The organism is Kitasatospora sp. NPDC034023, assembly GCF_055575795.1.
On sequence record NZ_JBVIRY010000034.1, the window covers coordinates 88,640 to 112,926 of the forward strand.

At 70.9% G+C, this 24,287-nt stretch carries 27 protein-coding genes and 3 tRNA genes; 10 read left to right on the plus strand and 20 right to left on the minus strand.

Annotation, left to right across the window (positions count from 1 at the left end):
• Nucleotides 1-189: 189 nt before the first annotated feature.
• Both ACZ52R_RS34270 and ACZ52R_RS34275 read right to left on the minus strand, forming a co-directional pair.
• Nucleotides 190-726 (minus strand): GNAT family N-acetyltransferase, encoded by a 537-nt coding sequence (locus ACZ52R_RS34270; RefSeq protein ID WP_465754765.1) that lies wholly within the window; start codon nt 724-726, stop codon nt 190-192.
• The gene (locus ACZ52R_RS34275; protein ID WP_465623960.1) at nt 720-1,205 is read right to left on the minus strand and encodes a rhodanese-like domain-containing protein; all 486 of its coding nucleotides are present in this window, start codon (nt 1,203-1,205) and stop codon (nt 720-722) included. Before ACZ52R_RS34275 ends, ACZ52R_RS34270 begins: the two co-directional genes overlap by 7 nt.
• 376 nt (nt 1,206-1,581) lie before the next feature.
• Between ACZ52R_RS34275 and ACZ52R_RS34280 the strand changes: the two genes are divergently transcribed.
• Nucleotides 1,582-2,373 carry a phytanoyl-CoA dioxygenase family protein gene (locus tag ACZ52R_RS34280; protein ID WP_465754766.1) on the plus strand — a complete coding sequence of 264 codons (792 nt, stop codon included), beginning with the start codon at nt 1,582-1,584 and terminating at the stop codon, nt 2,371-2,373.
• Nucleotides 2,374-2,511: 138 nt separating this feature from the next.
• On the opposite strand, the gene ACZ52R_RS34285 is transcribed toward ACZ52R_RS34280, so the two are convergent.
• The 9 genes from ACZ52R_RS34285 to ACZ52R_RS34325 all read right to left on the minus strand — a co-directional run bounded on the left by ACZ52R_RS34285 (nt 2,512) and on the right by ACZ52R_RS34325 (nt 6,362).
• A complete protein-coding gene (locus ACZ52R_RS34285; RefSeq protein WP_465754767.1) occupies nt 2,512-3,225 on the minus strand; it encodes a hypothetical protein in 714 nt (237 codons plus the stop codon).
• 348 nt (nt 3,226-3,573) lie between these two features.
• Complete coding sequence (locus ACZ52R_RS34290) at nt 3,574-3,774, minus strand: alpha/beta hydrolase (protein ID WP_465624005.1); 201 nt, start codon at nt 3,772-3,774, stop codon at nt 3,574-3,576.
• 25 nt (nt 3,775-3,799) lie between these two features.
• A complete protein-coding gene (locus tag ACZ52R_RS34295; RefSeq protein ID WP_465754768.1) occupies nt 3,800-4,330 on the minus strand; it encodes an LppU/SCO3897 family protein in 531 nt (176 codons plus the stop codon).
• A 653-nt stretch (nt 4,331-4,983) separates the two neighbouring features.
• Nucleotides 4,984-5,078, minus strand: a tRNA-Ser gene (locus tag ACZ52R_RS34300).
• A 19-nt stretch (nt 5,079-5,097) separates the two neighbouring features.
• Nucleotides 5,098-5,182, minus strand: a tRNA-Ser gene (locus ACZ52R_RS34305).
• Nucleotides 5,183-5,192: 10 nt separating this feature from the next.
• Nucleotides 5,193-5,264 (minus strand) — tRNA-Gln (locus ACZ52R_RS34310).
• A 253-nt stretch (nt 5,265-5,517) separates the two neighbouring features.
• On the minus strand, nt 5,518-5,775 hold the full coding sequence (locus tag ACZ52R_RS34315; RefSeq protein ID WP_465623968.1) for a hypothetical protein: 258 nt from the start codon (nt 5,773-5,775) through the stop codon (nt 5,518-5,520).
• Nucleotides 5,768-5,977: a hypothetical protein gene (locus ACZ52R_RS34320; RefSeq protein ID WP_465623970.1), complete on the minus strand. Its 210-nt coding sequence runs from the start codon at nt 5,975-5,977 to the stop codon at nt 5,768-5,770. Before ACZ52R_RS34320 ends, ACZ52R_RS34315 begins: the two co-directional genes overlap by 8 nt.
• Before the next feature lie 151 nt (nt 5,978-6,128).
• Nucleotides 6,129-6,362, minus strand: coding sequence for a hypothetical protein (locus ACZ52R_RS34325; protein WP_465754769.1), 234 nt, complete (start codon nt 6,360-6,362; stop codon nt 6,129-6,131).
• A 543-nt stretch (nt 6,363-6,905) separates the two neighbouring features.
• Here ACZ52R_RS34325 and ACZ52R_RS34330 point away from each other — a divergent pair.
• Nucleotides 6,906-7,517, plus strand: a complete 612-nt coding sequence (locus ACZ52R_RS34330; RefSeq protein ID WP_465623973.1) for a hypothetical protein — start codon at nt 6,906-6,908, stop codon at nt 7,515-7,517.
• A gap of 383 nt (nt 7,518-7,900) precedes the next feature.
• Here ACZ52R_RS34330 and ACZ52R_RS34335 read toward each other — a convergent pair whose 3' ends face one another.
• Nucleotides 7,901-8,062, minus strand: coding sequence for a hypothetical protein (locus tag ACZ52R_RS34335; protein WP_465664616.1), 162 nt, complete (start codon nt 8,060-8,062; stop codon nt 7,901-7,903).
• A gap of 112 nt (nt 8,063-8,174) precedes the next feature.
• Nucleotides 8,175-11,057: a hypothetical protein gene (locus tag ACZ52R_RS34340; protein ID WP_465754770.1), complete on the minus strand. Its 2,883-nt coding sequence runs from the start codon at nt 11,055-11,057 to the stop codon at nt 8,175-8,177.
• A gap of 718 nt (nt 11,058-11,775) precedes the next feature.
• On the opposite strand from ACZ52R_RS34340, the gene ACZ52R_RS34345 reads away from it, so the two are divergent.
• Entirely contained in the window at nt 11,776-12,432 is a 657-nt protein-coding gene (locus tag ACZ52R_RS34345) for a hypothetical protein (protein ID WP_465664618.1), read from the plus strand.
• 207 nt (nt 12,433-12,639) lie between these two features.
• Nucleotides 12,640-12,975, plus strand: a complete 336-nt coding sequence (locus tag ACZ52R_RS34350) for a sulfatase-like hydrolase/transferase (protein WP_465664619.1) — start codon at nt 12,640-12,642, stop codon at nt 12,973-12,975.
• A gap of 500 nt (nt 12,976-13,475) precedes the next feature.
• Here the strand turns inward: ACZ52R_RS34350 and ACZ52R_RS34355 are convergent, their stop codons facing one another.
• From ACZ52R_RS34355 to ACZ52R_RS34365, 3 genes are all read right to left on the minus strand, one after another.
• Nucleotides 13,476-13,802: a hypothetical protein gene (locus ACZ52R_RS34355; RefSeq protein WP_465623985.1), complete on the minus strand. Its 327-nt coding sequence runs from the start codon at nt 13,800-13,802 to the stop codon at nt 13,476-13,478.
• A gap of 180 nt (nt 13,803-13,982) precedes the next feature.
• Nucleotides 13,983-14,201, minus strand: a complete 219-nt coding sequence (locus tag ACZ52R_RS34360; protein WP_465754771.1) for a hypothetical protein — start codon at nt 14,199-14,201, stop codon at nt 13,983-13,985.
• A 541-nt stretch (nt 14,202-14,742) separates the two neighbouring features.
• Nucleotides 14,743-15,486: a DUF4232 domain-containing protein gene (locus tag ACZ52R_RS34365; protein ID WP_465754772.1), complete on the minus strand. Its 744-nt coding sequence runs from the start codon at nt 15,484-15,486 to the stop codon at nt 14,743-14,745.
• 193 nt (nt 15,487-15,679) lie between these two features.
• Here ACZ52R_RS34365 and ACZ52R_RS34370 point away from each other — a divergent pair, with 193 nt between their 5' ends.
• From ACZ52R_RS34370 to ACZ52R_RS34380, 3 genes are all read left to right on the plus strand, one after another.
• On the plus strand, nt 15,680-16,981 hold the full coding sequence (locus tag ACZ52R_RS34370; protein WP_465623987.1) for a helix-turn-helix domain-containing protein: 1,302 nt from the start codon (nt 15,680-15,682) through the stop codon (nt 16,979-16,981).
• A 297-nt stretch (nt 16,982-17,278) separates the two neighbouring features.
• Nucleotides 17,279-18,241: a phosphatidylinositol-specific phospholipase C gene (locus ACZ52R_RS34375; protein WP_465623989.1), complete on the plus strand. Its 963-nt coding sequence runs from the start codon at nt 17,279-17,281 to the stop codon at nt 18,239-18,241.
• Between the two features lie 173 nt (nt 18,242-18,414).
• Nucleotides 18,415-19,113, plus strand: a complete 699-nt coding sequence (locus ACZ52R_RS34380) for a hypothetical protein (protein ID WP_465623991.1) — start codon at nt 18,415-18,417, stop codon at nt 19,111-19,113.
• 166 nt (nt 19,114-19,279) lie between these two features.
• Here ACZ52R_RS34380 and ACZ52R_RS34385 read toward each other — a convergent pair whose 3' ends face one another.
• The 3 genes from ACZ52R_RS34385 to ACZ52R_RS34395 form a co-directional block, all read right to left on the minus strand.
• Entirely contained in the window at nt 19,280-19,840 is a 561-nt protein-coding gene (locus tag ACZ52R_RS34385) for a hypothetical protein (protein ID WP_465623992.1), read from the minus strand.
• Between the two features lie 323 nt (nt 19,841-20,163).
• Entirely contained in the window at nt 20,164-20,325 is a 162-nt protein-coding gene (locus tag ACZ52R_RS34390) for a hypothetical protein (protein ID WP_465623994.1), read from the minus strand.
• Between the two features lie 156 nt (nt 20,326-20,481).
• The gene (locus tag ACZ52R_RS34395; protein WP_465623996.1) at nt 20,482-21,150 is read right to left on the minus strand and encodes a TetR/AcrR family transcriptional regulator; all 669 of its coding nucleotides are present in this window, start codon (nt 21,148-21,150) and stop codon (nt 20,482-20,484) included.
• 58 nt (nt 21,151-21,208) lie between these two features.
• On the opposite strand from ACZ52R_RS34395, the gene ACZ52R_RS34400 reads away from it, so the two are divergent.
• The 3 genes from ACZ52R_RS34400 (at nt 21,209) to ACZ52R_RS34410 (ending at nt 23,523) form a co-directional block, all read left to right on the plus strand.
• Nucleotides 21,209-22,657 (plus strand): MFS transporter, encoded by a 1,449-nt coding sequence (locus ACZ52R_RS34400; protein ID WP_465754773.1) that lies wholly within the window; start codon nt 21,209-21,211, stop codon nt 22,655-22,657.
• Nucleotides 22,654-23,049 carry a cupin gene (locus tag ACZ52R_RS34405; protein WP_465623999.1) on the plus strand — a complete coding sequence of 132 codons (396 nt, stop codon included), beginning with the start codon at nt 22,654-22,656 and terminating at the stop codon, nt 23,047-23,049. Before ACZ52R_RS34400 ends, ACZ52R_RS34405 begins: the two co-directional genes overlap by 4 nt.
• 285 nt (nt 23,050-23,334) lie before the next feature.
• On the plus strand, nt 23,335-23,523 hold the full coding sequence (locus ACZ52R_RS34410; RefSeq protein ID WP_465624001.1) for a hypothetical protein: 189 nt from the start codon (nt 23,335-23,337) through the stop codon (nt 23,521-23,523).
• 51 nt (nt 23,524-23,574) lie between these two features.
• Here the strand turns inward: ACZ52R_RS34410 and ACZ52R_RS34415 are convergent.
• Nucleotides 23,575-24,287: ISAzo13-like element transposase-related protein (locus ACZ52R_RS34415; RefSeq protein WP_465754774.1), on the minus strand; the 713-nt coding region annotated here is incomplete at its 5' end.

Here is a 24,287-nt window from a genome sequence, read left to right on the forward strand (position 1 = left end):
GCTGACGGTGCTGAGCGAGCTGTTCGCCGGGCCGGCTTCGTCCTGAAGTCCCGGGAACAGCACCGGGTCTACTACCGACTGAGCGAACGCGGCCGCGCCCTGGCCGCCGTGTACGGCCGATAGTGCCGCACCCGGCGTGGTGTCGCACGCTCAACGACCGACCGACCGACCGACCGGCCGTCCGGACGGCTACGGCCGAGCGTCGTCACCGCCCGCAGGCGCTCGGGTCGGGTCTTCCGCCGGGCGGGCGGGGAGCGAGGTGGGGAGTGAGAACCTGACCTTGGGCCGGGCGTGGGCCCCCGCGCGGTGGTAGAAGCGGATGGCGTCGGTGTTCCAGTCGGGCGTCTGCCACTCCATGTGTGCGGCGCCGCGGGCCGCCGCCGCGTCCTTCACGGCGTTGAGCAGGGCGTGCCCCCAGCCCTCTCCCCGGTGCGGTTCGGTGACGAACAGGCAGTCCAGGTAGACGTAGTCGGCCGCCTGCCAGGTGGAGAACTCCCGGGAGCAGGTGGCGTAGCCGATCAGTTCGCCTCCGTGGTCGACGACGAGGCACCAGGCTCTCGGGTGTGCCGAGAACAGCACGGGTTCCAGGCGGGCGGCGAGGTCGGCGGGCACGGGTTCGGCGTGTTCGAAGGCGGCGTGGGCCGCGCACAGGCGGGCTATCGCCGGCAGGTCGGCCGCGGTGGCCGGACGGATCACGCCGCCCGGCCGTGCGGTGTCCGTCAGCATGCGCAGGAGATGCCCGAGCGCGGGGCGGTCAGGTCGTCGATGGGACGCTGCTCGGTGCCGGCGGCGGTGTCGAAGGCGAAGCCCTCGCGAACCCAGTACTCGAAGCCGCCGAGCATTTCCTTGACCTGGTAGCCGAGGCGGGCGAAGGTCAGCGCCGCGCGGGTCGCGCCGTTGCAGCCGGGGCCCCAGCAGTAGGTGACCACGGTGCAGGCCGGGTCGATCAGCTGCGGTGCCAGGTCGGCGATCCGCGCGGTGGGGATGTGGAGGGCACCGGGGATGCGGCCCTGGTCCCAGGCGGCCTTGCTGCGGGTGTCGACCACAACGACGCCGGGTGCGCCGGATGCCAGATCGGCGTGGACATCGGAGACGTCCGCCTCAAAGGCGAGACGGGCGGCGAAGTGGGCGGCGGCCTCGGCCGGGGCGGCGGCGGGCACGCTCAGGACGGCACTGGCGATCTCGGCGGGAGCGGTGGCAGACATCGGGGTACCTCTCGTTCTGGCTGGTCGGGACGGGGTCCGGTGGGGCCGGTGGGCCGGTGGGCCGGTGGGCCGGTGGGCCGGTGGTCCGGCGCCGGGATTCCCCGGTCGGCGATGGCTCCATCCTCTGATCCCCGGGGCCCGCCCCACGAGTGGCGTAAACGCCTGAGATCACCAAGATTCCGCCAGGCGTGCGGAGTGGCCCTGCCCGGCTTCGGCGTTTCAAGGTGACGGTGATGGAAGACGGTGGTGGAGGACGGTGATGGAGGCGGCGACAGGTGGGAGGAGCGGGCAGGTAGGGCCGGCCCGGAGCACACCCGACGAAGGCGGTGCGGAAAATGTCGGGCGATCGGGACCGGTGCCGCTGCACGCTGAGGGCATGGATGACACGACCTTGGTATCCCGCTTCCTGCGCGACGGCTTCGTGAAGCTGGAGGGTGCCGTCGCGCCGCGCGTGGCCGCGGACTGCGCGCGGCTGCTGTGGCGGGAGACCGGCTGCGACCCGGACGATCCGACGACGTGGACGCAACCCGTGCACCGGGTGGCCGGCATGGCGCAGGGGCCGTTCGCCGCCGCGCCCAACTCCCCCTCCCTGCACCGCGCGTACGACCTGCTCGTCGGCGCGGGACGCTGGGAGCCGCGCTACTCGCTGGGCACGTTCCCGCTGCGCTTCCCGCACGAGGAGGAGCCGGACGACGCGGGCTGGCACATCGAGGGGAGCTACCTGCCGGAAGGCGAGAGCTGGTACTTCACGAATCTGCGCTCCCGGGAGCGGGCGCTGCTGATGCTGTTCCTGTTCAGCGAGGTCGGCGAGGAGGACGCCCCGACCCGGATCCGGGTCGGCTCCCACCTCGACGTGCCGAAGGTGCTGGAGAAGTACGGGGAGGACGGCGCCAGCGGGCTCGCCATTGCGCCCGACCTGGTGGCGGCGTCCGACCACCGTCCGCTCGCGCTCGCCACCGGGTCCCCGGGCGACGTCTTCCTGTGCCATCCGTTCCTGGTGCACGCGGCGCAACCGCACCACGGGGTGCGGCCGCGCTTCATGGCCCAGCCGCCGCTGATGCCGGCCGCGCCGTACGAACTGGAGCGGGCCGACGGCGCGTACTCACCCGTGGAGATCGCGATCCGCCGGGGCCTGGGACAGGACACCCCGGCCACCGGTCCGCGCTGAGGAACGCTTCAACTGAGGAACGCTCGACCTTCCCTGCGGAAGGTCACGGCGCATGCCCGCACGATGTCGCCCCGGCTCCCGGCCTGGAGCCGGGAGCCGGGGCGGAGGAAACCGGGGCGGAGGAAAGGGTTCGGTGGTTCAGTCGGTGGTGCGCCGCCGCCGGCGGACGGCGAAGGCGCCGCCCGCGAGCGCGAGGGCCGCGCTCGAACCGCCGACGAGCACCGCCGTCGAGGGCGTCGAGGACGAGGCGTTCTCCGTCCTCTCCGTCCTCTCCGCGATGCCGTAGCCGCTGGACATGCCGCTGGACATGCCGCTGGTGTCGTACCCGGAGCCGGGCAGCTTGTCGGCGTAACGGGCCTTGACCAGCTTCTGGTAGTCGGACAGCGAGAGCGAGGCCCGGCCGTTCAGTCCCTGCCGTGCCTGGTCGTTGAGCGGCTCGACCGTGGTGAGCTTGAGCTGGTACCAGCCGCGGATCTGCGGCTCGGTGAACACCAGGGTCCCCACCGTGGCCTTGCCCGCGTACGTGGCGTCGCTGTCGCCGTCGCGCACGGCGGCCAGGTGCCAGCCGCCGCCCTGGGTGGGAGCGAGCATGACGGTGGCGTTGCGCCCGTTGACCGGGGCGTTCAGCGCGGAGACCAGGTAACCCAGCTTGATCGCTTCGGAGGCGATCGGCAGGGCCGTCCCCGCGACGAAGCCGGGGGTGATCTCGTTCAGGGCCAGGGGGTCGTTGACGGTGAACGCCGGGATGCCCTCGCACGGGTCGGCCTTGTCAGGGATCGACTGCGGCGTCCCGGCCCCGTCGCCCTGAGGTACCGGGACGCTGAGAGATGGTGTCCTGCCCGGCCTGGGCATTGGCCTGGCCTTCGGCGGCAGCGAGCAACGCCGAAGCCGTCAGTGCGACGGCCGTCGCCGTGGTCGCGAACGTGGATCTGCCCATTGTTCCGCCTTCCCGCGCAAGTACGATGAGTGCCGGGGAATCTGGCAGAGCTATGACAGCACGAAATGACGCCGCAACAGATAGTAAGCGAAGGAACTTTACCTGTACGGGTGACTGAGACGCCCCGAAGCTGCGACCCGGGCGGGCGGCCGTGCGTTTCCGTCGGGGTTCCCCGCCGGGACAGGCGCCGTTTCCGGCCGGTACAGCAGGCGTCGTTCCCGGCCGGTACGGCGGGCGTCGTTCCCGGCCGGTACGGCGGCCCGTCAGTCGCTGGGGCAGCCCGTGCCCGGCGCCGGGAGCGTGCCCTGCGTCAGGAAGGCGTCGACGGCGGCACGGATGCAGGTGCTCCGGGCGTTGGCCGTGTGCCCGTCGCCGCCGCGGGTGAGCAGGACGGCGTTGCCGAGTTCGGCGGTGACCCCATTCGAGGCCGGCCTGCGACGAGCAACGGCCTGGTCCAGCTGCAGCTGCGCCGACGCCCTTGAAACGCCCCTACGGGGCGAAGATCGTGGCCGGCTTCTGCTGCACGCTCTCCAGGCTCTTCAGGCAGAGGGTGTACTTGTCACTGCGCCGCTCGTAGGTGAAGTAGCCGTCGGCGTCGGGGAAGGACTTCCGGCACACGTGCTCACCGTCGTTGGTGTCCTCCACACGGCCCACGACCCGGGCCTCGGCCCTCGGGTCGGAGCAGGGGACCACGACGACGTCGGGGTTGCTGTCGACGACACCCGACAGGACGATCGGGTTGTTGTTGTGGATGCAGTCACCGGCCTTGGCGAACTCGGGGTCGCCCTTCTCGATGAAGACGATCAGCGAGACCAGGATCACCGGGATGAGCACACCGAGGATCGTGGGCCGCAGGTACACCGGCTTGCCGGGGTTCATCGGTGCCCGGGGCGCGCCGGGCAACGGCTCCGGCAGCTTGTTGACCTTCAGGCGCTGCGGGATGTTGATCAGCATGACGATGGGGTTGACGATCATCGAGGGGATGCCCCACCAGCCCTGCCAGAGGCTGTCGGAGGTCATCTCGCGGTGCGTGGCGATGCCGCAGCTACGGCAGAACGGTCCCCGGCGCTTCAGGTACTTCAAGATCACGACGAGGCCCAGGTGCCCGCGGAAGGTCGCATCCACGGCCGGGACGGAGCCGCAGGACTGGCAGCTGAGTTGCCCGTCGCCGTAGCCGGACAGGCCCGGGTCCGCGGCGTCGGAGGTGGGCGCGGTGGGCTCGGTGGGCTCGGTGGGCGCGGCGCCGTGGGGCAGCTCGGCAGACTGAGTGGAAATGGTGAATCCCCCGTGATGATCAAGAATGTGTGCCTCCGCAACCTATCGCTGCTCGAACGTCAGGAGCGCTGATAAAAGCCCTGGTGGGCAGAAGGTCGCCGAACCGTGATCACAAATCGGTCGATCGATACCGAAACTCCCCGGACACGGGCCGGACGCGCGAACGCGCTGTGACCGAGCACCTCGGCTGGCGAGTCGAGCGAGCCTGTGACCAGCGGGGACCCCGATGGCCGCGGCCGCGAGGAACGTCACCGCGTTGCTCGCAGTAGCGGTCACAGTCGTCGAGCGCTCGCCCCGCCTGTCACCGATTTCAGCGAAGGCCCCGTTTCGTCGATACGGAATCCATCGTGGCTCGTCGCACCCGAAGCGCGGGTGTTACAGGCCCCGGGGCCATCCCGTGGCGGAGGAGGTGGGGGTCGAACCCACACGGGTGCTCGCGCACCCCAACGGTTTTCAAGACCGAGGCCGGCGCCGCCTGTCGGCTGGCTCCTCCATGACACTGCCGCGTCGCGCGGAGAGTGCGCGGATCGAACGCGCGCGGGTGTGACCCCGACGACGGCTTAGCAAGCCGCTGCCTTACCACTCGGCCAACTCTCCATGTGCTGCGCTGCCGGACGAGGATTCGAACCCCGATCGCCTGATCCAGAGTCAGGCGTGCTGCCAGTTGCACCATCCGGCACGGTGGGCGGCACACGGGAAAGGGCCGCCCGGGCGGGGAACAGTCCCCGGGGCGGCCCGGCAGGAAGCCGGTCAGCGCACTACGAGGACGTCCCGCTGCTCATCTGGGGACTTGAGGAGCGCTGATACGACTGGACACGGGTGACGGTGTTCACGGTCGCGCTCCTTCCTGGGCCTGTGTGGCGCGATGTGCCCACTCTGCCGGACCACCGCCCGCGGGGACAACCGGTTTTCGCGCCTCCGCCCGAGCGGAGTCAGCGGACCTCGACATAGGCGACGAGGACGATCGTGCCCAGGACCGTAGGGACGTACGCGACGCGCACCCCGTCCTTGGCGTACTCGCGCACCGGGCTGTCGGCGCGCATCTGGACGCCGGCGGTCTTCGGGGCCAGTGCGATGCTGTCCAGGTGGGGGTCCAGGCGGGCGAGGGCGGCGTCGTCCATGTCGGCGATCTGTCGCTCGGCAACCTCGTGGAAGAGGACGGTGGCGCGGCGGGTCGGACGGTCAGGCAACGCGCTGCTCCCCGGTGGCCTGGGTGTCGTTGACGAGGCCGCGTTCGGCTTTGATGTCGTCCCAGGTGCGGCAACCGTTCAGATCGATGCCGCGGTCGGCCAGGTCGAGCAGGACGTACGCCAGGGTCGGGTCCTCCAGCGCCGCGTCACGGGCCGTGGCGCGCAGCGCTTCGGCCTCGTCGGGGTCGAACACCATCCGCATCACGGCCTCCAAGCGCCTGGGCGATGCATCGAGGCTAGCGCAGCCGGCCGCGCTGCGGGGCCGCCCCGCTCTGCGACAAAAACCGGCGAAAGCCCGGCGGGTGTCGGCGGGTGCCGGCTCAAGGTGACGAGGTGCGTGGATGGTGCGGCGGCTACTTGGGGACCGTCATCGCCTCGCGGATGCGGCGGGTGCGGTCGGCGGCGGCAGCCTGGTGGAGGGTGGCCGGAGTCCCTTCGATCCCAACGGGGAAGCTCACCGAGCCGGCGGTGTAGTGGTCGGTCCAGAGGCAGATGGAAATGACGAGCAATGCCTCGGTCGAGACTCCGCACTTGAGTCGGCCCTGCGGGTCGTGCGGGTCGCGGGCGTCGACGTCGGGCAGCGGCACCGTCCAGGTGGCCTTTCGGGGACCGCATCGCGGCAATCGCGGATGTCGCCACCGCGTCGGGATCGGTGATGGTGCCCCAGGCCCCTCCGATGGTCAGGATCCCACCGGAGTCAGCGGTGTACGTGGCCACCAGGCTGCCGTCGAAGCTTTCGTAGCCGGCCGGCTGCGGGCCTGCCGAGTGGTCGGCGCGGACCGTGGCGGGGCCTTCGGCCCGGTAGCCGCCGGGAAGGGACTCCGGAGCGGTCAGCCGCAACGAGCCCGGCGCCGTACCGGCGGAACTGCCGGCCACCGCCGGAGCGGCCTCGGGCGGCGGCGAACCGTCTCCGCAGCCTGCCAAAGTCCCCACCAGCAGAACCGCGGCCCCGACCCCCGACACAAACCTCACAACGCGCACACCCGCCCCGGCCTTCATGATCACAATAGTGGGGCCCGCGCGCTCACCTCGGTCCCGATCGTCGCAAGACGCAATCAAGGGGTGCGGGGGCCCGGGAGCCGCGAGGGGCGCGGCACAATCGGGCCGTGGGAACGACTATTCAAGGATTCGTGGAGTGCCGCACCTGGGGTCCTGGCCTCGGCATCCAAGAGACGGCGTGGTACTCGGCCATCGAGCTGTCCATGCTCGGTATGACCCGGGACTACAGCGCCTTCGCCTGCCTCTTCGGCGTCCGGGACATCAGTGGCCACTGGCAGCCGGTCGCTGCCGACCGCGGCTTGCCGGTCGACGTGTCGGAGAACGCCCGAGCCGAGCACGCGTCATGGGGGGAGACCGCGTTCGGCGCCACCTGGTTGAGCTGGAACGAGATCCTCGGCATCGATTGGGACGAGCCGGCGATCCCCCGGGCAACCAGAATCACCCGGTACCGGCGGCTTCCGGACGGCGCGCTGGAACTGACACGCCTGGAGGACTGGAGTCGGGCGTTCGCAAGATCAAGCGGCGTGAACACCCTGACCGTCGATTCCGACCGCATAGGTGAACTGTGGGCTGAGGGTACTGAATGGGACACCGGCGCCACGGTCTTCCGCGCAGAACGCGCCCGCCGCCGCGACGCTGTCCCCGCCGACGGCCCCTGGCGGCCGGTGTGGACCGTCATGCGCACCCTCGCCGAGGTGCACGGCGAACAGAACGTCCGGCTGATCGTCTGGTTCGAGGAATAGCCCGCCCACCTGACGGCCCAGGGAGCGGGCGGCCCAGCGATGCGGTCGGCCGTCCACCCCCGGTCCACGCCGGACTGACCGCCCACGGGGACTCCGGTCCCGTCGAGGGCACCGTCAACCGGATCATTCGGTGGAATCGGCGGAATCTGATGTATCGACCTCACGCGTATTGAGCAGTTTCATCGTCCACTCTCGCTGTTCGGCTGTGTCCGGGACGGCGAGCCCGCGAGCCCGTTCGATCAAGTCCCAGGCGGTGTCGGGATCGATGCCGTTGAGGATGAGGAGTGCGGCGGCGAGGAGGGCGTCGCGCGCCGCCCGGCCTCCGGGAGGCGCCGGGGGCAGCGCCCTCGTCCGGCGGGCAGGCGGCGGCAGCTGAGGGCGTGTCAGCTCTCCGCGATGTCGTCCGGGCGGACCTCGATGTGGTCGGCCGCGAGGTCGACCGCCACCCGGTGCTCCATGCCCAGCGCCTCCAGGATCGGAACCGGCAGCTGCACCCGCCCGGTGCGGTCCGGCATCACGTACTCGCGCTCGTTCACGACGGTCACGACGATCTCGACGGCCTGGCTGGTTCGGCTGGTCCCGGTTGTCGGCCGGCGGTCGGCGGTCGGCCGGCTCGGGTGGTCCGCACGGTCACGGCCCGTCCGTCCGGTTCCCGCGTCATTGCGGCTCCCCCGCGCGCAGTTCGGTGGCGATCTGGCGCCGGCCGGCGACCAGCGTCTCCGCCACCACCCCGAGGCAGACCAGCAGCGCCAGGCCCAGCGTGGGCAGCAGCACCGGCATCAGCGTGGGGGTGACGGCCTCCCCGACCTTGGCGCCGACCAGCGTGGAGATGTCGAAGGCGGGCCCGAGCAGGCCGACCGCCGCCACCGCGACCAGGCCGCCACCGACCGCCGCCGCCAGGGTCTGTGGCAGCGCCTCGGCGATGATCAGCGCCAGCCCCTGCCGGGGTCGCAGGCCCATGGTCCGCAGCCGGGCAAGGACGGCGGTGCGGTCGGGCGCGGCCCGCAGCAGCGTCAGCAGGACGGCGAGCAGGGCGAATCCGGCTCCGGCGGCGGCCGCGTACCAGAACAGCCGCCCGGCGGCGTGCTGCAGCGGGTCGTCGCCGAGCGCGACGGCGGTCTCCTGGCTGCTGTGCACCGTGTATCCGGCGGGCAGGCCGTGGGTGTCCTTGCCGGTGGCCGTGGCGCTGTCGGCGATCAGCTTGGCCATACCGACCGGCCGGTCCCCGCTGTTGTCCCGCAGGGCCGTCCTGACCCGCTCGGGGTCGACGTCGCCGACGGCGAACCACTTGTTCACCCGCTTGGTGTCCGGCAGTCGTTCCCAGGTGGGGCCGGCCGGGACGACGACGAACGGCTTGCCCGGGTCCGGCAGCGCGGGGGTGGCGTCGACGATCCCGGCGACGGTGGTGCGCAGGCTGTTGCCGTTGGGCGTGCGCACCTCGGCCGGGCCGGCGGCCAGGCGCTTGGCCAGGTCGCGGCTGAACAGCGCGGGCACCGGGGTCTCCCGGCGGCCGGACGTGCCGGACGTGCCGGACGCGCCAGGCGTGCCAGGCGTGCCAGCCAGCTTCGCCGGGTCGAACTCGCCGGCCCCGAGGGTACGGGCGATCTCGGCGTAGGCCGTCGGCTCGACCACCACCAGGTAGGCCTCGGTGTAGTCCTGGTCGGCGCCGAAGAAGCGGGCCCTGGGTTCGACCCAGGCCCCGGTCGAGGCCCGGACGCCCGGCAGGGCGGCGGCGGCCTTGGTGAACGACTCGGTCAGGGTGGCGTAGTCCGGGATGACGACGGAGACGTCGCCGCCGGTCGCGATGCGCGCGGCGCGGGCCCGGACGTGGTCGACGGTGTCGAGCACGGTGGCACCGAATCCGGTCGTGGTGACGGCGATCAGCAGGGCCAGCAGCGGCAGCACGGAGGGCCGGCGCCGGCCCGAGGTGTCGCGCGCCGCCCGGGCCAGGCCGAGGAAGCCGATCAGGCCGCGGCCGCGGCCGACGAGGGCGGCCAGCCGGCCGACCAGCACCGGCTCGATCCGGGCCAGCAGCAGCCCGCCGGTGACGGCGAGCAGCAGCGGCGCGGCGACCAGCAGCGGGTCCACCCCGGCCCCGGGGTGGCCGACGCCACGGCGCCGGACCTCCGCCACGGCCGCGACGGTGACGGCCAGGACGGTGAGTTCGCCGACCAGTCGGCGTCGGCCGCCGTACGGCCGCCGACGGGACCACAGCAGGGCCGCCCGGGTCGGGAAGGCCAGCAGCGCGGTCAGGGTCGCAACCAGGGCCGCCAGCACCGAGCGGTCCCACCGGACGGTGGGCAGCAGCACCAGGGCGAGGGCCGTGCCGAGCGCGGCGGCGGGCAGGACGGTGACGGCGCCCTCGGCGATCAGCCGCCCCAGCACCCCGGTGCGGGAGCCGCCGCGGGCCTGGAGCAGCCGGATCTCGGCGGTGCGCCGGTCGGTGGTGAGGGCGGCGGCGAGGAACAGCACCACGGTGGCGACGCCCGCGACGCCGGCCGGGCCGATCGCGCTGAGCGGCAGCGAGGCCCGGTAGCGCTCGTCCGCCCGGGTGAGCACGTCGGGCAGGCCCGAGGCGGTGTGCAGGTCGGCGCGCCTGGTCGCGTCGGCCAGGGCGGTGGCGTCGCGCCCGGTCAGGAAGGAGCTGATGACGCTGCGGGTGTGGTCGAGCCGGTCGGCGTGCAGCGAGGCCGGGTCGACGGGCAGCCGCCAGAAGTTCTCGGCGTTCGAACCCCAGCGGGTCAGAGCGGGCAGGCTGCCGCCGTCGACGAACCCGTTGGTCATCCAGTGCTCTTGTCTGGGGTCGGTCCTCAGGCAGGCGCGGGCCGGGCAGCCGAGGTCGTCCCAGAACGGGTCCTGGGGGTCGTTGACCTGGTAGAGGCCGACCACCACGGTGGTCCGCTTGGTGCCGGAGCCCTCGACGCCGTTGTCGATGACGTCACCGAGCTTGATGTGGATGGTCTCGGCGGCCTGCTTGCTGATCACGATCGGCAGCGGACCGCCGACGGTGCCGGGGGTCGGCCAGGTGCCGTCGGTGAGGGTGGCCCGTGCGGCCAGGTCGGGCACGTAAAGCAGGCCGAGGACCGGGTCGGTCCGCTTTTCCGCGATCCGGACGTACTCCGGATTGCCCATGCCGCGGTCGGCCAGGGCGCGGGCACCGTGGGCCTGGCCCGGCTGGGCCAGCGTCAGCTGCCGGCCGACCATCTCGGTGAGCTGCCGCTGCACCCGGTCGAGTTCGGCGCCGTTGTCGTCGTCCTGAGTCTTGGAGGTGGTCTGCAGACTGGTCTGGTTGAGGCCCTTCTGGCTGACGAAGTCCTGGAGCGCCGTGTCCGCGCCCCGGTCCGTGACGCGGGGGAAGGCCGCCGCCAGGAAGACGGTGACGAACGCGAGGGCGGCCATGAGCAGCGCGGCCATCGGGTTCGCGCGAAGCCTGGTGCGGACCCAGCGCGCGGGGCGGTGGGCGGGCTGGCGGGCAGGCTGGTGGGCGTTCTGGCGGGCGGTGTCGGGGGTGGGCACGGGGGTGCCGGCCTGGGTGGTCACTTCTCCTCCACGTGGCGCAGCCGGCCGGCCACGTCTCGACGGCGGCGTCCGACGAGGAACGCCGACAGCAGCGGGGCGGCCGCGATCGCGGCCGCGAACAGCAGGGACACCACACGGTCACACCGGCGCGGTGATCATCGGCCTTCGGTCGCCGGATAGCGGACGATGCTGTCAGATTCGATCGGCGAACGGAAGGGACTTGCGCGAATCAAGTAAGCGATGAGCAAATTCCTTGCATTGGCAGCTTCCCCGCCCGGGAATAAGCCCCTGCAATGCCATGCACGCTTCACAACTTCGGCTTCATCGCACCCCTTTGACCTGGGAACTTTCCTTTCACGAATATTCCTGCCCGGGATTCTGAACCCGTGAAGCCTCCGCATCCGTTGCCCCGGACAGAACCGGGCCGTCACCACCCCCAGGGGGCCGCCGCATGACGGCGGCGGTGTCGGTCATCTCGCCGCGACGGAGCACGCGGTTGCGGACGTCCGCCAGGTCGAGGGTGACGACGTCGATGCGGGGCGCACGGCGACCCGCCCCTTGGGAGACGGGGGATCAGCGGGGGCTGACTCCTGGATCCGCACGGCGCGCCGTGCGCACGGTTGCTCCCCGGGGGTGACCATCGACCTGCCGTGCGGCTCTCGGGAGCCGGACGGCAACACAATGAGCCATGAGCTCCCGCCTCGATGATCCCGGCGAACCGTCCCCCGCGGGTCGGTCGATGGAGCCGGCAGAGCCGCGCGGCGAGCACTGGTGGCCGGTGGCGTCGGCCGTCCTGGTCGCCGCGCTGCTCCATGTCGCGCTCCCGCGCAGCTATCGCGAGAGCCCGTCGTGGGTGCTGCCGGTGGTCATGGTGGTGCTGATGGCTGTCCTGATCGGAGCCGACCCCGGCCGGATCGATCGGCAGACACGGTGGCTACGGGTGGTGACCGACCTGGTGATCGCGTTCATCACGCTGGCGAACCTCTTCGCTGCCGCGTCCCTGGTGGCGGACATCCTGACCGACAGCAAGCTCTACGCCAACAACGCGACGGGCCTGCTGGCGACGGGCGGGGTCGTCTGGGTGACCAACGTGATCGCGTTCGCGCTGTGGTACTGGGATCTGGACCGGGGCGGCGCCGCCACGCGGGCGCACCACCCCTTCGCGGACCCCGCGTTCGTCTTCCCCGAGATGCAGCTCCGGCAGGGCACCTCCCCCGCGTGGGTGCCGGTCTTCGTGGACTACCTGGCGCTGGCCTTCTGGACCTCCAGTTCGTTCGGTCCGGCCGACACGTCGCCGGTCAAGTCGTGGGCCAAGCTGCTGATGATCACTCAAAGTGCCGTCTCGCTCGTGGTGGCGGCCCTGGTGATCGCTCGGGCGATCAACATCCTCCAATAGACCACTCCACCCGAACGGGACCGGCCTGCACCGTCCGTCCGTCCGTCCGTCCGGCTGGTCGGCCGGCCGGCCGGCCGGCGGTGCGGGGGTTCACCGGTTTGCAGCACTGCGCATGGCGGGCGCCCCGGCCGACTCCCAGCGTGGGAGCGAGGCAGGACCGGCGGGGCCGAGGAGAGAGACGCGGACGATGGCGGGCAAGCCGACATTGTGGTGCTCTGGGGCGACGACATCGGGATCACGAACCTGAGCTGCTACAGCGACGGCCTGATGGGCTACCGCACGCCGAACATCGACCGGATCGCCGCCGAGGGTATGCGGTTCACCGACTACTACGCGGAGCAGTCCTGTACGGCGGGGCGTTCGGCGTTCATCACCGGCCAGAGCCCGTTCCGCACCGGCCTGTCGAAGGTGGGGCTGCCGGGGGCGGAGCTGGGCATGCAGCCGCAGGACCCGACCATCGCCCGGGTCCTGAAGGAGCAGGGCTACGCCACCGGCCAGTTCGGTGGCGCCGGTCAGGACGTCCTTGGGGTCGACCGAAGGTGATCCGGAGTTCTGCCAGAACTCGCCGCTCCCGGTGGAGTCCGCAGAATTGAAGAAAACCATTGGTACCTCCCGGTGGTACCTATCGGATCGGCGATGCCTCCCGACTGAAACGGGCGGCAATTCCACAGGAAGCGCGCACGGCGCAATTGACGAAGGCGCCCTGCGTCAAACGTGCACCTGCAAGATCCGTTGACGAAACCGGGTCGGAGGCTGCGGACCCGTAGCAATCGATCTGCTTTTGGCGTCTGACACAACCGTAGTCCTGCACCTTACTGCTCCGCCAGTGCTTGACGCCCCCGGAGAAACACTTCGGCCTCCTGGATTCCGGGCCTGATGACGGTCTGTAATTCTTGCCGTGACGGTCCTGGCCACCAGCGGTCGAGTGAGATGTCTGAAATCTCGACTGTTCCGCCCGGCAGCCTCGTTATTCACCTGCCCCGACGCACTACCCCAACGCACTGGGCCCTGCCGCACGCGCTCGTTGACCGGCGTCGACGAGGTCAATCGGCCGTGAGCCGGATCTGGTCCACGGACGGCAGGGAGGTCGGCATCTCATCGGTGACCCAGGCGTACTCCAGTGCTGACAAAGTCGTGCCGCCCTCGACCCACACCAGCAGTTCGCCGATGTATTCGCCGGAGCGGTCGTGAACGAAAGCGCCGACCGGCACGAGCGTGAACGCCGGTGCGGGATGCGGCTCCAGCCCCCGCACCCGCAGGTCGACGCTCACGGACCGGGCTCCCCAGGTGGCCACGACCTCGGTCCGGTCCAGTTGGCTGCGCAGCGCCGAGGCGCCGACGAAGTCGACTGTCAGGAGGTGGTCCAGCACGGCTCGCTCGGAGTCGTTCAGCGGACGAGGTTCGACGGGCACGACAGACATGTGCTCATCTTCGCAGTTCGCCGCCCGCCCCCTTCGCCGTACGTCGTGGTCCGTGACGGATGGATGCCGAGGGGCCGGTTCGTGAAATCTCCGCAGTTCAGAGACCTGTGGCGGCGCGGGCCGGAACCGTCAGCCCTGCCGCTCCGGGTCGGAGAAGGTCAGTCCGCCGACCGCGAGCGGGCGCCGGGCCGGGGCGGGTACGGGGACGGTCTCGCGCGGCGGCTGGCGGAAATCGGCGCCCTGCTCGACCGGCAGCGGCCGACGCCCGTCGGACCAGGCGGGAACGGGCGCGTCGATGGCGGGCTCGGAGAAGGCGGGCAGCGAAAGGGTGGGACGATCGGTAGTCATGATCCAAGTCTCGCAGCCCGGAGGGGCAGAGTGGGACAGTCTCGCCGTCGGGCTCAGGTCCTGGAGGCGAAACGGACGGGGTGACGGGGTGGTGGCCGAGCGCCTCCTGGATCACGTACTGTCCCACAGTTCCGTGATGTCGAGCGGTGGCAGCTGTGACAGCGTGGTGCCGGCGGCGTTCATGGCGTCGGCCTAGCAGGAGCCCGTGTCGCTTGTAGAGCGGGGTCAACTCGGGTGCGATGTCGGTATCCCAGAGATCCAGGAGCACCGGCCGAGACCGTTGTCCGCTGCGAAGAGTGGCAGGTTCAGGACCTTCGCCGCGAGCGTCAGGCATCAGACATCAGCGACGGGTGACGGCGGCTTCCCGCGAGAGGCACGGGTCGTCCGGACTTCCGAGGACAAGAACCTGGAAGGCCGCGCCGGCGTTGACGGCCAGGAGCCGGGCGATTCTGCGGGGCGTGTGGCGCATGGTGGCGTGCCTGCTTTCCGGTCGGGTGCTGTCGGTTCGTGCTTGCTCCCGGTTCGTCGGGTGTTGCCGGAGTCACCAGGAGACGGCGTCGTCCAGCGACTGCTGCCAGTAGGTGACCTTCAGGGAGTCGTCCACGTAGACGCCGTTCGCGGGCAGCGACGGGTGGGCTCCCGCGCCGACGCTCTCGTTGCCTGAGCGCCCCTGGAAGTAGACGACCAGGGACGGCGCCGTGTGGCCGTTCGAGCCGTCGATGCCGTCGGTGGAGGACAGGTTGACGGAGGCGTAGCCGGACTCGCCGAGCTTGAGCGTGACGACGGCCTGCGGCTTCGAGTCGGTGATGACCGGGGGCAGGGACTGGGCCTCACCGAACCGGACGGCCGGGTAGCCGTAGAGGTAGCAGATGCCGGAGCCGGTGTTGGTGACCGTGAGCAGCATGTGGTTCACGGGGCGGTTCAGCGGGGCGGCGGTGGTCTTGGTGTTGGAGCCCTCGCAGGTGCTCGGGTTGGCGGCCGCGGGGGCGGCGGGTGCTGCGGGGGTCTTCGGCGCGGGGGTGCCGGTGGCGGGCTTCGGGCCGGTGGGCTGGGGCGCGGCGGCCGGGGGCTTGCCGGTGGAGACGGCGGTGCCGGCGGACGGGGCGGCGGATGTCGCGGGGGCCGTCGGCGAGGCCGGCGTCGCGGCGGGCACGGTGGCCCTGAGCGACGGGCCGGTTGCCGTCGCGATGTCCCCGCTGTCGTTGCACGCGGTCATCGAGAAGGCGGCGAACGCGACGCTCGCGGCGGCGGTGATCAGACGGGTGCGGGAGGTACGGACGGACATGTGGTCGTGCCCCTTTCGGCAGTCGGTCGGGTGGTGGGTCGATCGGATGACCGAAGCTTGTGCGGTGATCCGTCCCACCCGCCACGTCTGACGCCCCGATGGGTAGGGTGGAACGGCGATTGTGGCTCTGACCAGCAGGGGTGGAACGGGCCTGGAACGCTGGAACGGGACGCGGGGGGAATGGAGGGGACGGGTGGCGGAGGACATGGGGGCCGCGGCGACGGAGGAGTTCGCGCGGCTGCTGCGCGTACTCAAGACCCGCTCTGGCTTGAGCTACGGAACGCTGGCCAAGCGGCTGCACACGAGCACCTCGACGCTGCACCGCTACTGCAACGGCACGGCGCTGCCCAACGAGTACGTGTCGGCGGAGCGCTTCGCACGGGTGTGCCGGGCGACTCCGGACGAGCTCGTGGAACTGCACCGCAGTTGGATCCTGGCGGACGCGGCGCGGGGGCGCCGGACGGATCGGGCCCCGGAACCGGAACCGACGCCGACTCCGACGCCGGCCCAGGTTCAGGCCCAGGCCCCGGTCGCGCAGCAGCCCCGGACTGAACCGACGGCCCCGGCCGCCCCGGTGGAACCCCCCTCCGCAGGGGGCACGGGCGGGGAGCCGGTCGTCGGGGTGGCGGAGCCCGCCCCGCCTCGGCGCCACCGTGGCGCGCTGATCGCCTCCGCCGCGGCCGTCGCCCTGGTGACCGCCGTCGTGGTGGTCGTGCGTCCCGCCGTCTGGGGCGGCGACGACGATACGGTCGGCCGGCCGGCGGCCGGTGCCACGACGGCGGGCCCGGGGGCCGTACCGGCACCATCCGTCTCCGGCCCCACCGCCTCCACCGCCTCCACCGCCGAGAATGCGCCCGCGAGCCCGACCGCCACTCCCACCCCGCCCGGCGACGCGCCCGCGCCGCTCACCGTCGGCGTCCGCCCGTACGTCTACGCCGATCCGTGCAGCCAGCACTTCCTCGTCAACAGCGCGCCCGCCCAGGTCGGGCCGCCCGCCCCCGAGCGCGACGCCCCGCGCTGGTCCGCCGCCTACGGCGCGGTCTCCTCCGGCGAGCAGGAGATCGCCCTCACCGTCCAGGGCACCGGAGCGGACACGGTTGTCCTGGAGGCACTGCACGTGCGGGTCACGGCCAAGGGCGCGCCGCTCGCCTGGAACGACTACTCGATGGGCGTCGGCTGCGGCGGCGAGGTCGACACCAAGTCCTTCGACATCGACCTCGACCGGGGCAGTCCCGTGATCACCGTCCAGGGCGGCCAACGCGAATTCCCGTACAAGGTCAGCAAGTCCGACCCCGAGGTCTTCTACGTCACCGCGCACACCAAGGCGCATGACGTCCGATGGGACCTCGCACTGGACTGGTCCAGCGGCAGCCGCCGCGGCACCATCCGCCTCGACAACGGGGGCACCCCCTTCCGCACCAGCGCCGACGTCAACCGCCCCGGCTACGACTACCCGCTGGGCGGCAGCGAGTGGATCAAGCGGACGGACGGCTAGGGATCCCGCGAAGGCCGCTCGAAAGGGCCGGACCCCTGCGCGATCTGCGGGCCGGACTCACCGAAGCGGCCGCGTTTCTCGGGGTGCTTGAACTCGACGCCGAACATCGGCTCCGCGTCGAAGCACCCGGACGGGTCGCGGGGCGCAGAACGGCGTCGATCAGCAGGTAGCCGGTGGCCACGCGGCCGGGCGGTTCGCGAACGATGAACCGGGCCCGGGCGGTGGCCCGTTGGAGTCGACAGAAGAGACGTTCGCATCCGATCACCCATCAGGACTCCGATTCCGGAGGTTTCTTGTATGCCGATCAACCGTAGGACCCTTCTCCGAGCCGCCGCGCTCACGGCCACGACCGGTGCGCTGGGCGTCGCCGGTTCGGGCGCGTTGGCCTCCGCCGCACCGGACCGCCTCGTCCGCCGCCCCACCGAGAAGTGGATGTCGCTGCTGGGCGACAACGTGAAGCTGTCGCAACTGACGATCCCCGGAACCCACGAGACCTGTGCGCTCTACGACGGCGGCGCCTTCGGCTATGCCCAGTGCCAGGAGTGGCGGATCCCCCAGCAGCTCCAGGCGGGGGTGCGATTCCTCGACATCCGATGCCAGGTGATGGGCGATGTCTTCACCATCCACCACGACAAGATCTACCAGAAGATCAACTTCGGTGACGTGCTGAACCTGTGTATCGACTTCCTGAAGTCGAACCCCCGCGAGACGATCATCATGCGGATCAGGAAGGAATACACCGAGGGGCAGGACTACCGGTTCAGCGAGATCTTCAACTACTACATGGACGGCATGGACGGGAAGGGCAACTACCGGCCGTGGTTCTGGCTCCCCAAGACCGGTTCGCTGCCCGACGGGCTGCCCACCCTGGGCCAGGTGCGCGGCAAGATCGTCCCCATCATGTCGGACTTCACCTGGGGTGACGGGCGCTACGACCCCCTGCGGTGGGGGGACAGCAACCGGATCTGGCTGCAGGACGAGTTCGGCGACGGGTCCAGCCGCAAGGTCCAGCGGGTCAGGGCTGGACTGGACACGGCGTTCTACCACCAGGACGACGGCAAGCTGTACATCCACTTCGCCAGCGCCAGCGCCTTCCCCGAGGATCCGTACAGGATCGCCAAGGTCGTCAACCCCTCCATCCAGGACTACCTGACGCCGCGCATCTCCCAACGCGCGCACTACGGCGTGATCGCGATGGACTTCGTGGACGAGCGCAAGGACCTGCTGCAGATGATCGTCGACTGGAACTTCGGGCTCTGACGGCACAAGGTGAACGCCCCGAAGCCGACCTTGGGTTCCAGGGTTCGGGGCCTTCACCCTGACAAACCGTCCGGACGCAGTCCGAGGATCGGACGATCCATGGGACGGCAGCGAACTCCGGTGGGATGCTGTGACCTTGGTCCGACCACCGCACCGACCCGTGGGAGCCCCCCATGCCGCTGTTCGGCAACCGCAAGAACCTTCCGAAGCCGCTGTGCGACGAGCACGGCCCGTGCAAAGCGCTGGCCGCGATCTCGGTCTTCGAGGTCCGGGACCGGCTGCGGCTCCTGGTCACCCCGACCCGCACCCTGGGGCCCGACCCCATGGCCCGGCAGATCGACGACGAACTGTCGGTCGTCCTGTGCGTGAACGGCGGGAAGCGGGGCGGGACGACCGAGGCCCTGTCGATAGCCGAGCACGCCGCCGACCAGTGGAGCGTCAGCCGGGCCGAGCTCTGGGAGCGGGCCTTCGCCAACCTGGCCACCGAGCAGCTCAACCGGCAGTCCTTCAACGCGTCGAACGGCGACATCCTCTACGCCGTCAACGGGACAGGGGTGTGGCCCGGCGCCGCCCAGGCCCTGCGCCTGGAGAACGCCCTCGGCGGGGTCGAGCTGCCCCACGGCGCCCTGGTCACCCTGCCGACGAACAACGCGTTCTGCGCAGCGCCGATCCGCAGCGGCGCGTCACTGAACGCGATCCGCTTCATGATCGACCTGTCGAAGCAGCTCCAGGCCAACGATCCGGCCCCGCTGACCTCGTCGATCTTCTGGTACCGGGACGGCTGGTTGGAGAACCTGAACGTCGGGGACAACGGCATGATGCGGCCCTCCGCCCGCTTCCGGGAGCTGGCGAGCAGCCTCCCCGCCACCTGAGCCCGCCCGCCGCCCTGCGCGCCGCGCCCCGCGCGTGAGAGGGGACGCCGTGCCGAGCGGCGTCCCCTACGTCTGTCACCGCGGTCCGGCTGACTCCTCCTCGGACGCGGCACGCGCGCGCAGCTGTGAACCCCCGGAGGCGATCTCGGGGAAAGGCCGGCGGCGATCAGTCCGAAGCGGCCGGGGCGCCGGGGTGGTCGTCCTGTCGCGCGACGGCCGCCGTCCACTGCGGGAACTGCGCCACGGGTATCGCGGACGAGGCGACGAAGTCAGGGCGCAGCGACGCGGCGGGAAGGAACGCGACGCGGCATCGTCGGCACAGCCAACTCGCCCGCCACACCCCTTGGAGCTGCTGCCACTGGTCGTAGGTCCGCGGCCACTCGCCCGCGGTGTCATTCCGACGGCTTCGGTGGTCGGAATGGATGGTGAGCCCGATCCCCAGCAGGATCGCGGCGACGAGGAACGCGCCGTAGTGGTAGCCGACCTGGTAGGCGGCGTCGGAGCCGGCGTCGCCGTCTCCGGAGAACAGCGTGCGCAGTCCCAGCAGGGTGAAGAGGCCGGCCAGGACGAAGAGGGTGATCGCGGCCCCGGTCGTGCCCCCGGGCTCGGGTGGCATCGACAGCAGCTCCCGCGTCGGCGAGTCGAGGGGCCGGTCAGCATCCAACAGGGCTTTCCGTACGGCGATGGTCTCGTCCGCCGCGGCGCACGTCGGGCAGGTGACGCTCATCGAGAGGTGGCTCCAAAGGTGCGGCACGGTGTACACGGAAGAGCACGTAGTACAGCACAGAGCCTGACTGCCCGTACGACCGGTCCTGACTCCAAACGGACGGCCTGGTGCAGTCGTTGCGGGTTCGGCGCGCGGCTGCACGGGCCCGGCGGAGAGCGCAGGACCCGCATCGCCCCGCCCCGCCCCGCCGGCCCGCTCGCCGCCCGGCTGGCCGCCGATCAGGGTGCGGCCGGGTGTTGTCCGGCCGGCTGGAGCCCGTTGGGCCGTCGTGCGAACGCAGAAGTGCCTTCCCTGCCGGGTTGACAGAGACCTTCGACAAGGCCTCATCTTCCCGGCACGGAAGGCACTTTCGCACTTTTCGCATTTCCGATGACGATGACGATGACGATGGCATTGGCGATCACGATCCGGGCATTGTCCCAGGTGAACGCCCAGGCCGACTCACTGCCATGAGCCCGGGCGCCGGCATCTTGCCGAATACCCACTCAACGTCACGTACGTTTCGGCGACCCAGACCCGCGAGGAGTGGCGGCTGCGCCCCCAGCTCAAGGCGACCATGCTCGACAGAGGAGACGCGCTGGTGTGTTGGCAGAATGTCAGCGGTGCAGGACGTTGACGCGTTCATTGGCGGCTGCGGTCCGTCAGCGGGTGGTGAGGAGGCCGTCCACCAGGGCTCGGAGCCCGTCCAGGTAGGTGTCCTCAGCGGTCAGCGACGCCCAGTGGTCCGCGACCTGTGCCAAGCGGGGAAGCTCGCCCGGGTCGAGATCGGCGAAGACTTGCTCCCGGTAGGTCGCACGGTCATCGTCTGCGCGCCGCCGGGTCGCTGCCGCGCGGACCATGATTTCACCGGCGGTGTAGTACCAGATCGCGCGGTAGCCGCGCACGGCCTGCTCAGGGGTCAGTCCGCACTCGACCAGGCCATCGACGATCTGCTCGACGAACCACAGTGCGGACGTGGACATCAAGTCGTCGGCGGTCAGCACCTCAGTGATCCAGGGGCAGGCGGCGAGCGCCTCGTGGATCGCGGCGGCAGCGGCGACGATCCGCTCGCGAGGGTGGGCAGGCAGTTCGGGTCGGCGCAGTGTCCGCGTGGCGTAGTCGTCCAGTAGCAGGACGAGCAGGTCTTCCTTGTTGCGGACGTGGTGGTAGAGCGCCATCGGCGTACTGCCGATCTCTGTGGCCAGTCGCCGCATGGTCAGCCGGTTCACGCCTTCCTCGGTCACGATCCGGTTGGCCGTCTCGATGACCTCCGCAAGGAGGATGCGGGGAGGTCGGCCGAGGGTTTTACGCGGTGCGGACGGTTGCGGCATGCCTCCCATCATCCCCCAGGTGTCGACAGCGGCGATCCCTTCGCGCTACTTTCCTTACATGTATAAAAACTTACGGGGGCGCCCCGGAGCGGTGCTGGCGGCAGCAGCCGTCGCCCAGTTCGTCCTCGCCCTGGACATGTCGGTGGTCAACGTCGCACTGCCCGCGATCCGCACAGCGCTGGGATTCGCGCCGCTCGACCTGTCGTGGGTCGTGCACCTCTACGCGCTCACGTTCGGCGGGTTACTGCTGCTGGGTGGCCGCGCTTGCGATCTGTACGGCCAGCGTCGACTGTTCGTGCTGGGCTTGGCCGTTTTCGGGCTGTGCTCGCTGGCGGGCGGACTGGCTCAGGCACCCTGGCAACTGATCGCCGCCCGCGCCGGGCAAGGCCTGGGCGCCGCTGCCGTCGCGCCGGCCGCGCTGGCGATGCTCACCACCACCTTCACCGAAGGCCCCCAGCGCGCCCGCGCGCTCGGGGTGTGGAGCGCGGTGAACGCCGCAGGCGGCGCGCTGGGCGTGCTGGCAGGTGGGCTGCTGACCGAGTACGCGGGCTGGCGCTGGGTCATGCTGATCAACCTGCCCATCGTCGTGGCGGCTCTCGCGCTGGTGCCCGCAGGCGTGCCCGCCGGCGCACAGCCCGCCCGGCGCGAGAGGCTGGACGTGCTGGGTGCCGTCCTGGCGACCGGTGGAGTCGGGTTACTGGTGTTCGGTGTCGTCCGCACCGACACCCTTGGCTGGGGCTCCCCGATCACGTGGGCGACCCTCGCCGCCGCGGTCGCGCTGCTGGCCGCCTTCGTCATCGCCGAGTCACGAGTCACCGCACCCCTGCTGCGCTTCGGCCTCCTGAGCAGCCGTTGGGTCGCCGGCGCGAACGTGCTGGTGTTCCTGGCCGCGGCCGGGCAGTTCACGGCGTTCTACTTCGTGTCCCTGTACATGCAGCAGGTCCTGGGCATGGGCACCGCAGCAACCGGCGCCGCGTTCCTGCCCTTCTCCGCAGGCCTGGTCGCGGGCACCGTCGCCGCGACCCGCATCACCTCCACCCGCACACCTCGCGCATCGCTCGTGCCCGGCGCCCTGCTGGCCGCCGCGGGCCTGGCCTGGTTCGCGCTCATCAGCCCCGACGGCAGTTTCCTCGCCGACGTACTCGGCCCGTCCCTCGTCACCAGCATCGGTACCGGACTGGTGCTGGCCCCGGTCGCCGCCGCCGCGACCACCGGCGTCGCTCCGCGTGAGGCCGGCATGGCCTCCGGCCTCTTCAACAGCTCCCGCCAACTCGGCGGCTGCATCGGCCTGGCCGCCCTGGCCACCATCGCCGCACACCACACCGGCACGGCCACCGACCCCGCCGCACTCAACGACGGCTACGCCCTGGGCCTGGCCATCGCCGCCGCCCTCTTCGTGCTCGCGACGGTCGTGGCCATCGGCGTACTGCCGCGCCGCCGGGCCGTCACACCTCTCCCGCGACCCACCGCCCCCACAGAGAGCCAGTTGGAAGGAACATCATCATGACGACGACCCCCATCGACCTGTTCGCCTCGGCGCTGCACTTCCACCCCGACGGCGACGTCCGAGCCGTCGAACGGCAGATGACGAGCAGCGACTCCGGCGCCTGGCAGATCGCCACGTTCCACGTGGAAACCGACGCCGACGTTCACGCCGACCACTGGGAGATGCACCCACAGGCCGAGGAAGCGGTGTGCTGCCTGACCGGCGGCATCCGCCTCTACTTCCGTTCCGACAGGCCCGGCGGCACCGAGGACATGGTGCGGTTGCAGGCAGGCACCGCGGTGATCGTCCCCCGTGGCCGCTGGCACCGCCTGGAACTGGACGTTCCCAGCGACCTGATGTCGATCACCCTTCGCCACGGCACCCGCCTCGAAAAGCGCACCGACACCCACTGACCGAACGTGGCCCGGCAGACCCGCTGCCGGGCCACCACAAGCCTCACCCAGTCAGCTACTCTGCCGCTGGGGCCGACTGCGAGCCCGGAGCCCAATGAGCTGCGTCCATCTTGAAGTTGCAGGTCAGCGGGCGCCTGCCTGTTCATCATCGCCCATCCCAGCTGGCCTGGGCCAACTCGCCGATGCGTCTACGGTGTCACCAGCCTCACGCCCGAGCACGCCGGTCCGGTGGAGATCGCGCAGCGCGTCCGAGAGCACTGGGGCGTCGAGAACAAGATCCATCACGTGCGTGACACCGCATACGCCGAGGACCCCTCCCGCGTCCGCACCGGCACCGCGCCCCGCGCCATGGCCACCCTGCGCAACCTCGCCATCGGTGCGCTGCGACTGACCGGCCACGACAACATCGCCGCAGGCATCCGTCACCACGCCCGGGACGCCGCCCGCCCGCTCGGCACACTGGGCATCATGTGATCAAACCGGACACATCTCCAGAACGACGCCGCCCTGGGAGCCGCCGATTAATTACTTGGCGTTCTTGGTGTGGGTTCGCCCGACGAGGTCGGCGAGGTCTGCCGCGGTGGGTGCGGTGATCGGTGCCGGGCGGGCGCGGCGGTCGAGGGCCTCCAGGATGGGGGTCATCTCGTGCAGGGCGTCGCCGACGGCGGCCGCTGGCGAGCCGAGCAGAGAGGTGAGGACCCGGATCTGGGTCTTCCAGCGGTGGCGGATGACGGTGACCAGCAGTCGGTCGGACAGCGAGAGGGGCCCGCGCCGCAGGGTGCGGTGCCGGGCGCGCTTGTGGTGCAGGCTGATCGGCGGGTGGTCGAGGAGGTACTGCTCGACCTCGGCCAGCAGGTCGGCGAACGCTCCGGTGTCCATGCCGGTGAGGGTGGGATGGTGCAGCCAGCCGGGGGCCCGGTCGTCGGGCTGGGTACGGTCTTCGCTGGTCGGGACCGGCACCCGGGCCGGCGGTTCGGGCCGCAGGGTGTAGTTCCACGTCCCGTGCCAGTCGTGCGCGGTCAGCGGCAGGGCCGCCATGACCTCGTCCAAAACCGTGACGCCGGTCGGGTAAGCGCCGGGGTCGAGTTCAGCGTGCACCGTCAGCCCGGTGCGAGTGGTGGTCGCGCCGATGGTGTTGACGACGACCTCGTGGCTGGTCAGCGGGCGTCCGCGCCAGTTGCTGCTGATCTTGGAGAAGAGGCGGTGCTCTATCTTGTTCCATTTCGAAGTTCCAGGCG